This is a genomic window from Chitinophaga sp. (assembly GCF_035564935.1).
Taxonomy (GTDB): domain Bacteria; phylum Bacteroidota; class Bacteroidia; order Chitinophagales; family Chitinophagaceae; genus Chitinophaga.
On sequence record NZ_DATMTE010000268.1, the window covers coordinates 1 to 9,493 of the forward strand.

At 46.1% G+C, this 9,493-nt stretch carries 8 protein-coding genes; 4 read left to right on the forward strand and 4 right to left on the reverse strand.

Annotated features, from left to right (window positions below; all coding sequences use genetic code 11):
• Positions 1 to 188: 188 nt before the first annotated feature.
• On the reverse strand, positions 189 to 2,096 hold the full coding sequence (gene dnaK / locus VN105_RS07140; protein WP_325639328.1) for a molecular chaperone DnaK: 1,908 nt from the start codon (positions 2,094 to 2,096) through the stop codon (positions 189 to 191).
• A 267-nt stretch (positions 2,097 to 2,363) separates the two neighbouring features.
• Between dnaK and VN105_RS07145 the strand changes: the two genes are divergently transcribed.
• The 4 genes from VN105_RS07145 to argS all read left to right on the forward strand — a co-directional run bounded on the left by VN105_RS07145 (position 2,364) and on the right by argS (position 6,967).
• Positions 2,364 to 3,725 (forward strand): OmpA family protein, encoded by a 1,362-nt coding sequence (locus VN105_RS07145; protein WP_325639330.1) that lies wholly within the window; start codon positions 2,364 to 2,366, stop codon positions 3,723 to 3,725.
• A 66-nt stretch (positions 3,726 to 3,791) separates the two neighbouring features.
• Positions 3,792 to 4,277: a GNAT family N-acetyltransferase gene (locus VN105_RS07150; RefSeq protein ID WP_325639332.1), complete on the forward strand. Its 486-nt coding sequence runs from the start codon at positions 3,792 to 3,794 to the stop codon at positions 4,275 to 4,277.
• A gap of 79 nt (positions 4,278 to 4,356) precedes the next feature.
• A complete protein-coding gene (locus tag VN105_RS07155; RefSeq protein WP_325639334.1) occupies positions 4,357 to 4,932 on the forward strand; it encodes a porin family protein in 576 nt (191 codons plus the stop codon).
• 106 nt (positions 4,933 to 5,038) lie between these two features.
• Positions 5,039 to 6,967 carry an arginine--tRNA ligase gene (gene argS / locus VN105_RS07160; RefSeq protein ID WP_325639336.1) on the forward strand — a complete coding sequence of 643 codons (1,929 nt, stop codon included), beginning with the start codon at positions 5,039 to 5,041 and terminating at the stop codon, positions 6,965 to 6,967.
• Between the two features lie 189 nt (positions 6,968 to 7,156).
• Here the strand turns inward: argS and VN105_RS07165 are convergent, their stop codons facing one another.
• The 3 genes from VN105_RS07165 to lepB all read right to left on the reverse strand — a co-directional run bounded on the left by VN105_RS07165 (position 7,157) and on the right by lepB (position 9,422).
• Positions 7,157 to 7,549 (reverse strand): hypothetical protein, encoded by a 393-nt coding sequence (locus tag VN105_RS07165; protein ID WP_325639338.1) that lies wholly within the window; start codon positions 7,547 to 7,549, stop codon positions 7,157 to 7,159.
• Positions 7,550 to 7,626: 77 nt separating this feature from the next.
• Positions 7,627 to 8,115, reverse strand: a complete 489-nt coding sequence (cdd, locus tag VN105_RS07170) for a cytidine deaminase (protein ID WP_325639340.1) — start codon at positions 8,113 to 8,115, stop codon at positions 7,627 to 7,629.
• A 107-nt stretch (positions 8,116 to 8,222) separates the two neighbouring features.
• Positions 8,223 to 9,422, reverse strand: a complete 1,200-nt coding sequence (lepB, locus tag VN105_RS07175; protein WP_325639342.1) for a signal peptidase I — start codon at positions 9,420 to 9,422, stop codon at positions 8,223 to 8,225.
• Positions 9,423 to 9,493 lie beyond the last annotated feature (71 nt).

A 9,493-nucleotide genomic window follows, 5' to 3' on the forward strand; every position in this document is an offset into this window, starting at 1 on the left:
GACTCAGGATTAAACTGATTAAGCTGATTACGCTGATTTGATTTTGTAATGATTAAAAAGAGATTTGGGGAGAATTAAGCGAAAGTATCCGCTTAAATCTCCCCAAAATCATTTTAAATCCAAAGTAATCAAATCAGCGTAATCAGGGTAATCAGTTTAATCCTGAGTCAGACAAACTCCGCGCTGCATTATTTTACTTCTTCGAATTCTGCGTCGGTAACACCGTCGTTGCCACCGCCCTGAGGTTGACCCTGTTGCTGACCGCCGTTAGGCTGTCCACCTTCAGGCTGACCCTGGGAAGCTTTGTACAGTTCTTCAGATGCAGCAGTCCAGGCAGCTTCCAGTTCTGCGGTAGCAGTATCCAGTTGTGCGCTATCCTGTGATTTATGCGCTTCTCTCAGTTTTTCAAGTGCTGTTTCGATAGTCGCTTTTTTATCAGCAGGCAGTTTGTCGCCGTATTCCTTTACCTGTTTTTCAGTCTGGAATATCAGGCTGTCTGCTTTATTGAGCTTTTCGATCTTTTCGCGTTGTTCCTTGTCTGAAGATTCATTGGCTTTTGCTTCGGCTTTCATCTTTTCGATTTCTTCCTTGCTCAAACCGCTACCAGCTTCAATTTTGATGTTCTGGGTTTTTCCGGTGCCTTTATCCTTTGCAGTTACGTGCAGGATACCGTTGGCATCAATATCGAAAGTTACTTCGATTTGAGGAACGCCACGCGGAGCAGGAGGAATATCGCCCAGGATAAAGCGGCCCAGTGTTCTGTTCTGGTTAGCCATTGGCCTTTCACCCTGCAGTACATTGATTTCCACGCTAGGCTGGCTATCTGCTGCAGTAGAGAAGGTTTCAGATTTTTTGGTAGGAATGGTGGTATTGGATTCGATGAGTTTGGTCATTACACCGCCCATTGTTTCAATACCCAGTGACAATGGAGTAACGTCCAGTAACAGTACGTCTTTCACTTCACCGGTGAGTACACCACCCTGGATAGCAGCACCTACAGCCACTACTTCATCCGGGTTAACGCCTTTATTAGGTTTTTTACCGAAGAATTTTTCTACTACTTCCTGGATCTTTGGAATACGGGTAGAACCACCTACCAGTATAATTTCGTCAATTTCGGAAGTGTTCATACCAGCATCTTTCAGTGCTTTGCGGCAAGGTTCCAGTGTTCTTTCCACCAGGCTGTCGCTCAGCTGCTCAAATTTAGCACGGGTTAATTTTTTCACCAGGTGTTTGGGAACGCCATCCACTGCGGTGATATAAGGGAGATTGATTTCAGTTTCCTGAGAAGAAGATAATTCGATCTTTGCTTTTTCAGCAGCTTCTTTTAAACGCTGCCATGACATCGGGTCTTTGTGTAAATCTACTGCTTCATCTTTTTTAAATTCGTCTGCCAGCCAATCCATGATCACTTTATCAAAGTCGTCACCACCGAGGTGTGTATCACCATTGGTAGATTTTACTTCAAATACGCCATCACCTAATTCCAGGATAGAGATATCGAAGGTACCGCCACCGAGGTCGAATACGGCGATCTTGCTATCACTATGCTTTTTATCCATACCATAAGCCAGTGCAGCAGCAGTAGGCTCGTTGATGATACGGCGAACAGTAAGACCGGCAATTTCACCGGCTTCTTTGGTAGCCTGACGTTGTGCATCATTAAAGTAAGCCGGTACGGTGATCACCGCTTCGGTTACTTCCTGGCCTAAGTAGTCTTCAGCCGTTTTCTTCATTTTCTGCAGGATCATTGCGGAAATTTCCTGCGGAGTATATAATCTGCCGTCTATATCGATTCTTGTGGTATTGTTATCCCCTTTTACCACTTTATATGTAACATGGCTCACTTCACTGGCTACTTCGTCAAAATGACGGCCCATGAAACGCTTCACTGACATAATTGTGTTTACGGGGTTGGTAATAGCCTGACGCTTTGCGGGGTCACCTACTTTCCTTTCTCCGTTCTTTAAAAACGCCACTACAGATGGGGTTGTTCTCCTTCCCTCATCATTGGCAATCACTACCGGTTCGTTACCTTCCATTACGGCAACGCATGAATTGGTAGTTCCTAAGTCAATGCCTATTATTTTTCCCATAGTATTAAAGATTATCCTTTAGTTGTAAGTATTTTCGTGTTTGTCTTTGGTTTGTCAATGATTATGCCAAGCAAAAAAATATGAAATTATGTCAGTCAGGTGCCCTATATTTGAATGCAGATCACAGTTATGTTGTTGGAAAACATGCCTTTTTACTAAATAACTGAGTTGTTTAATTTGTTCATAACCTCGCCTTCCTTTTAGCTATTTTATTCCTGACCTGCTGTTTTGACTATTGTACAAATTGTGTAACCTAACGTTATTCTTATGAACAAATCCATTTTATGGAGGGCTGCGTGCCTGTTAATAGCCACCACCCCAATGCTGAGCCAGGCTCAGGATCAACCATCTACCTCTGCAGCCGTGCCCACGGCCAAATTATTCAGTGGACCCAGCGATTACAAAACATGGTCGATCGGTGTAAACGGCGGCGTACTGGCGCCCGTAGCGCTTACCGGTGGCAGTAATGACTTTACCAAATGGAAAGGATCGTTCGGATACGGCGCCTATGTAAAGTACCAGATCCTCCACTTCCTGGCCCTGCGGGCAGACTATGTAGGAGGGAAACTTCAGGCCGATAACAGTAAGGAACTCGGCAACGGCTCCCTCCCCAACAGGCCGTACAAGTCGTACGAAACAAAGCTGAACTGGTCCGGTACCTTAAATGCGGTGTTTAACATCACTACCATCAACTGGTTATCCAGGGAGAACTTCGTACAGCTGTACGCTTCCGTGGGCGGCGGGCTGGCAGGGTACAAACCTACCTTAACCAGGACCGATAATACCAGCTTTGCCTATAAGGCAGACGATAAAGCCATCAGGGAACTGATCATCCCGGTAGGCGCGGGCTTGAAGTTCCGTTTGTCGGAGTTTATCAACCTGGACCTGGGTTATACCATGTATTACACAGATGGCGACAACCTGGATGGCTACAATTACGGCCCCAACAAGGATAAGTACTCCTATGGCTACGCCGGACTGGAATTTGCCCTGGGAAAGAAAGGCAGGAAACAGTTGCAGTGGTCTAATCCTGCCAAAGTGATGTACGACGAACTGGAAGCCCAGAAAGCCTCCCTGGCGGCCTCTCTCGATGCAGCCAATCAGAATAATGCCAGGTTGACTGCTGATGTGGATAAACTGACAAAAGACGCCGACGGTGACGGTGTTTCCGACTTCTTTGATAAATGCCCGGGAACGCCTGCCAATACCAAAGTAGATGGTTCCGGTTGCCCGCTGCCAGTGCCAGAACCACCTAAGGAAGAAAAAATAGTAATTACAGAAGAAGATAACCGTATAGTAAGAGAAGCCATCCAGAACCTGGAATTTGAGTTTGCAAAAGCCAGTATCAAAACCAGTTCCTATGCAGCGCTTGACCGGGTGGCAGAGCTGTTAAAACGCAAAAACCTCAACCTGAAGCTGAGCGGCCATACAGACAATGTAGGCAGCAAAGAGCGGAACCTGGCCCTGTCAAGAGAAAGAGCTGAATCCGTGAAAGCTTACCTGGTGGGTAAAGGCGTGAATGCCTCTAAAATTGAAGCAGTGGGTTATGGCATGACACAACCTATTGCCAGCAATAAAACAGCGGCAGGAAGACAGAAAAACAGAAGAGTAGAGTTCACCATATTCTAACAGGCTTACCAGCCAGATCATAGGGATTTTTTGATGTAAAAATCAAAAAATCCCTATTTTCATTTTATGGAACCATACCTTATCAGAACGATAGTGCCGGCAGATGATCCGGCCATTGCACATATAGTAAAAACCACGCTCACGGAGTTCGGCATGAATAAGGCCGGCACCGCGTTTTCAGACCCTGCCACTGATCACCTTTCCCAACTGTTTGCTATTCCCCGGGCAACTTATTACGTGGTCCTGGCCGGCGACAGAATAACCGGCGGCGCAGGCATTCACCCACTGGATGGCGGAGAAGCGCATGTTTGCGAGCTACAGAAAATGTACCTCCTGCCCGAAGCCCGTGGCAAAGGACTGGCAGGACGGCTGATCGCCATGTGCCTGGATTACGCTAAACAAAACGGCTACACGCAATGCTACCTGGAAACTGCGCCTGAACTGGCCAGGGCCAGAAAAGTGTACGAACAGTTCGGCTTCAGGTACCTGTCAGGCCCAATGGGGAACACCGGCCATTTTGGCTGTGGCAGCTGGATGCTGAAGGATTTATAATTTTCCGCAACCGGTGGAGTTTTATTCCTCTTTGTAAAACGGCATACTTCTTGCCTGCTGGCTTACAAAATAACATATCATGAAAAAACTTATTCTGTCTGGCGTATTGGCCATCGGAACCATGCTGGCAGTACAAGCACAAAATGTAAAATTCGGTGTTAAAGGCGGTTTGAATATTTCAAAACTGACAGATACCGACGGATCAAAGACTCTTGCAGGTTTTCATGCAGGGGGACTTGTAAATATCGGGTTGAACAAAAGCTGGGCTATCCAACCGGAACTTTTATATTCTACCCAGGGCACCAAAGCAGAAAGAAGTGTGTTGTGGTTAACTTCTTCCAATACCGTAAAGGTTAATTACATCAATGTTCCTGTAATGGTACAGTATTCCATTGTACCTGAGTTTTACCTGGAAGCTGGTCCGCAGGTAGGCTTTCTTACCGCTGCCAAAGTGAAGTCGGGCGATGTAACCGTAGATATCAAGGATAATATGCAGTCGGTGGACTTTGGACTGGGCTTCGGTTTTGGTTATAAGTTCGATATGGGACTCGGGGTAAGCGGCAGGTATAACTTTGGCCTCACCAACGTGTATGACTCCGACCAGGTAAACAGCAAAAACTCTGTAGCACAGGTAGGCGTGTTTTACACTTTTTAATGCGGGAAAAAAATATTCCGGATAAGCGAAGGTTGTCTGATAAAGACAACCTTCGCTGCTTTCGGCTAATTAACTATCTTTGCCCCTCGCATTAATCATTTTCAGCATGAGTGTTGTACAATCCATCAGAACGGCCGCCGTGGCCGCCATTAATTCACTTTACAATCAGCAGTTAACAATAGCGGATATTGCTATTAACACTACCAAGCCTGAATTTGAAGGTGAGTATACCATTGTGGTTTTCTCTTTTACAAAATTCAGCCGGCAGAAACCGGAGGAAACCGCACAGCGTATCGGAGAATATCTGGCTGCCCACTACCCGGAACTGATTGCGCGATTTAACGTAGTAAAAGGTTTCCTGAACCTGAGCATTAACGATGCTTACTGGACTGAGTTCCTGCAGCAACATTACAGTGATGTAAACATCGGTTTACAGCCTGCCAATGGCAAAAGGATCATGGTCGAGTATTCATCTCCCAATACCAACAAACCTTTACACCTCGGTCACCTGCGTAATAATTTCCTGGGATATTCCATTGCTGAGATCATGAAAGCCAATGGCTACGAGGTGATCAAAGCCAACCTGGTAAATGACCGTGGCATCCACATCTGTAAATCCATGCTTGCCTGGCAAATGTTTGCACATGGCGACACCCCGAAGTCGACCGGTATTAAAGGCGACCACCTGGTGGGCGACTACTACGTGAAGTTTGAAACCGTGGTGAAAGAGCAGGCGGAAATTATCATTGACCGGGCGCTGGAAAACGATTTCCGTGATTTCGACAGTGCAGAAACCGAAAAGCTGGAGAAGCTGGTAACTGCCCTGCACAAGCCGGAAGTAAAGGAGGATAAGGAAAAAACGGGCAAAATTATGGACGACATCAAAGAGATGTCGCGTAATAAAACAGAAATCATGCAGCAGGCAAAGATCATGCTGCAGCAATGGGAAGCCGGCAATCCTGAAGTAAGGGAACTATGGGCCACCATGAATGGCTGGGTATATGAAGGTTTTGATGAAACCTACAAGCGCCTGGGTATTGATTTCGACCAGATGTATTATGAGAGCGAAACCTATCTCCTGGGCAAAAACCTGGTAGCAGAAGGTTTGGAGAAAGGGGTGTTATTTAAAAAAGAAGATAACTCTGTATGGATTGATCTGACCGCCGACGGGTTGGATCAGAAGTTGCTGCTCCGCGGCGATGGTACATCTGTATACATGACGCAGGACATGGGTACGGCGCGTTTGAAATATGAACAGTACCAGATGGACCAGAGCGTATATGTAGTAGCCGATGAACAGAATTATCACTTCAAGGTGCTGCAGCTTATCATGGAGAAGCTGGGAGAGCCTTCTGCCAAAGGCATTCACCATCTCAGCTATGGCATGGTGGAATTACCGCATGGCCGGATGAAAAGCCGGGAAGGCACCGTGGTAGATGCAGATGATATGATCACGGAAATGATCACTACGGCTGAAAACCAAACCAAAGAACAGGGAAAAAACCTGGAAACCTTCTCTGAAGAGGAGCTCCGTGAGTTATATGAAACCGTTGGTCTTGGCGGGTTAAAATTCTTCCTGCTGCGGGTGGATCCTAAGAAGAAAATGATCTTCAATCCTGAAGAATCCATCAATCTTCATGGATTTACGGCTACATTTATTCAATACGCGCATGCACGTATCAAGTCCATTATCAAGGATGCAGGCGTTGTTGAAAACCTGGCGGCTTACAAACATGAAGGTGAATTATTACCACTCGAAAGGGAATTGATCATCCTGAATGAGCAGTTCCCGGGCGTGCTGGCAGAAGCTTACCGCGAATTTAGTCCTTCTGTTATTGCCAATTATATTTTCCAGCTGGCACAGGTATTTAATTCATTTTATGCAGAGAAAGCGGAGGGCATATATACCTATTCTGTAATGCGGGCAACTTCAGAAGAAAAGAAGAAACTGCGTTTACAGATCATTATGCTCACGGCGCATACCATTGCCCGGGGCATGAAACTGCTTGGCATAAAAGTACCGGAAAGAATGTAAGGGTATTATAACTTATGAAAAAGAAAAAAGGAAGGCGCGATGCCTTCCTTTTTCTTTTTCATTAAAACGCTGCAGCCCTTGCGGATTGCAGCGTTAGCAACTTACGGCCGCCGTGGCCGAAGTTGCCGAAGAAAATACCACAGTAAGCAGCGCAGCGAAAAAGGAGCTTGCCTATCCTTTATGCGCCGTTTAAAATCCCTCTACACTGTGGCAAATATTTTTATCCTGTTCTTCTCCTATCATGATAGCTTCATCGCAAAGGCGTTCCCCCTTCTCCTGGTCACCCGCACCCATATACGATTTTCCGAGCATAAACATAGCAAAAGCATTGGTAGGTTGCAAGTGTAATACTTTTTTCCATTGCACAATTGCCCGTTTAAAAAGTTTTTTTTCGTACAAGCCGTGTGCCAGTTGCTGATAACGGGTCGCTGTTTTCAGCGTATCCTTAACAACGTATAGGCCTGTACGGTAGTGAGCAGCTATTACCTCTTTTTTATCAAAGTAACAGGCTGCCGGTTCACTATACACTGCAGTAAGCAATACAATACAACATATACTAACTGATAGTTGGCAGGGTTTCATAGGTCGCGGCACTTAACGGGCACCGGACAAATATATAAATTATATTTTTTAAATTAAAACTTATCTACATGTAACAATCATAATCCCAGTTCATCACCGCTAAAGGAAAGCGGCAACAGGTCGTTGGCCCGGCTGATCACGTATACCTTGCCACTTAGCCCGCCCATGATCACGCGGATGGGGCTGTCTTGTTTCCGTTCGTACTCCGATAATGTTTGCCTGCATATACCACAGGGAGAAATGGGGTGCGTACTGTTGCCATTGAGGTTATTGTAACTGACGGCAATGGTGTCAATATCGATATTGGGATATACAGAGGCGGCAGAGGCAAGGGCCACCCGCTCTGCACACAGTCCTATAGGATAAGAAGCGTTTTCCTGGTTGGAGCCGGCAATGATCTCCCCGTTGGCCAGCCGGATCACTGCACCCACCTGGAAGCGGGAATAAGGCGCATAAGCGTTGGCTGTTACCTCTCTTGCCTCCTTCAGGAGCCAGGCATCTGCGTCTGAAAGACCCGTAAGGTCATCGTATACTTCGTATTCAATATGCAGCAATTGCTTTTCCATAACAACAGTTGAAAGGATTTTTCGTGCAGCCGTTGCCGGGGTAAGACAACAACGGACCGGCAATATGCCGGTCCGTAATTTACTTCAAATTATATTTTCTGCAGTACTTACTTAATATTTCTGAAGATACGGCTCCAGCGGATACCGCCTTCCCCGTAACTCATCCAGATCAGCCAGGCTTTACCCACCACGTGGTCTTCCGGTACAAAACCCCAGAAACGGGAATCGAGGGAATTGTTACGGTTGTCCCCCATCATCCAGTAATAGTTCATCTTGAAAGTGTAGCTGTCTGCAGGCTGACCATTAATGATAAACCTGCCATCTTTTCTCTCCAGGGTATTTCCTTCATACACCCGGATCACGCGGTCGTATAAGGCAATATTGCTTTCATCCAGCTTAACGGTAGCGCCTTTCTTCGGAATATACAACGGGCCGAAGTTTTCTTCTGTCCATTTGAAGTGTGCGGTGTCGTGCGGGAAAACATTATTGTAGTTGAAGTCTGTAAAATCAGACTCCTGGTATACTTTAATATCTTTTACGATCGGCTTGAACTGTTCCAGTGCGGTTACATTGGCCGGGGTGAGGTTGTAAATGTATTTACTTGCATCCAGCTGGTAAAAATCAGGACCTGAAGTGGCAATGCCCAGGTCTTCCAGGCGACTGCTGTTCAGCTGATCGCCGGTAGTTTCCACCACATATTTATGCTGGCTGCCGGGAGGAACCGGGGCGGCCTGGCCATTTACATATACTTCGCCTTTAACGATCCGGATGGTATCGCCGGCTTGGGCCATGCAACGTTTAATATAGTTTTCCCTTTTATCTACAGGGCGCTCAATGATCTTGTAAGAGTTCTGAACAGACTGCCAGCCAAACTGCCGTACCATGCCATAATAGCTGGGATCTGGCGAATCAATGGCAACAGTGTCTCCCTCAGGGAAATTAAATACCACTACATCATATCGTTTGATCGCTGAAAAACCCGGCAGGCGCCTGTATTTCCATTTTACCGCCTCGGAATAGGCTTTGGCAGATTTGGTGAAAGGCAGGGTGTGATGTACAAAAGGTACTGCCAGCGGAGTCATTGGGATACGTGGTCCGTAACTGATCTTGCTCACAAACAGGAAGTCGTTCACAAGTAAGGTCTTTTCCATTGAAGGTGTCGGGATCGTATAGGCCTCAAAAATAAAGGTGCGGATAAGCGTGGCTGCTATAATAGCGAAGATCGCAGCGTCTAACCATTCTCTAACCGCAGATTTCTTTTTCTTAGGCTGACTGTCTTTGTTTTTTTTCCAAAATGCCAGGTTCATTCAGTTACGCTTATTAGATGCTTAAAAAGGCAAATATAATATTCTGTCGTCAGCCTGTTACTATCCGGCTA

What these genes read in the sequence shown, in the direction of transcription:
- dnaK (WP_325639328.1), bottom strand. Translation starts at nt 2,096, where the DNA reads ATGGGAAAAATAATAGGCATTGACTTAGGAACTACCAATTCATGCGTT.
- VN105_RS07145 (WP_325639330.1), top strand. Translation starts at nt 2,364, where the DNA reads ATGAACAAATCCATTTTATGGAGGGCTGCGTGCCTGTTAATAGCCACC.
- VN105_RS07150 (WP_325639332.1), top strand. Translation starts at nt 3,792, where the DNA reads ATGGAACCATACCTTATCAGAACGATAGTGCCGGCAGATGATCCGGCC.
- VN105_RS07155 (WP_325639334.1), top strand. Translation starts at nt 4,357, where the DNA reads ATGAAAAAACTTATTCTGTCTGGCGTATTGGCCATCGGAACCATGCTG.
- argS (WP_325639336.1), top strand. Translation starts at nt 5,039, where the DNA reads ATGAGTGTTGTACAATCCATCAGAACGGCCGCCGTGGCCGCCATTAAT.
- VN105_RS07165 (WP_325639338.1), bottom strand. Translation starts at nt 7,549, where the DNA reads ATGAAACCCTGCCAACTATCAGTTAGTATATGTTGTATTGTATTGCTT.
- cdd (WP_325639340.1), bottom strand. Translation starts at nt 8,115, where the DNA reads ATGGAAAAGCAATTGCTGCATATTGAATACGAAGTATACGATGACCTT.
- lepB (WP_325639342.1), bottom strand. Translation starts at nt 9,422, where the DNA reads ATGAACCTGGCATTTTGGAAAAAAAACAAAGACAGTCAGCCTAAGAAA.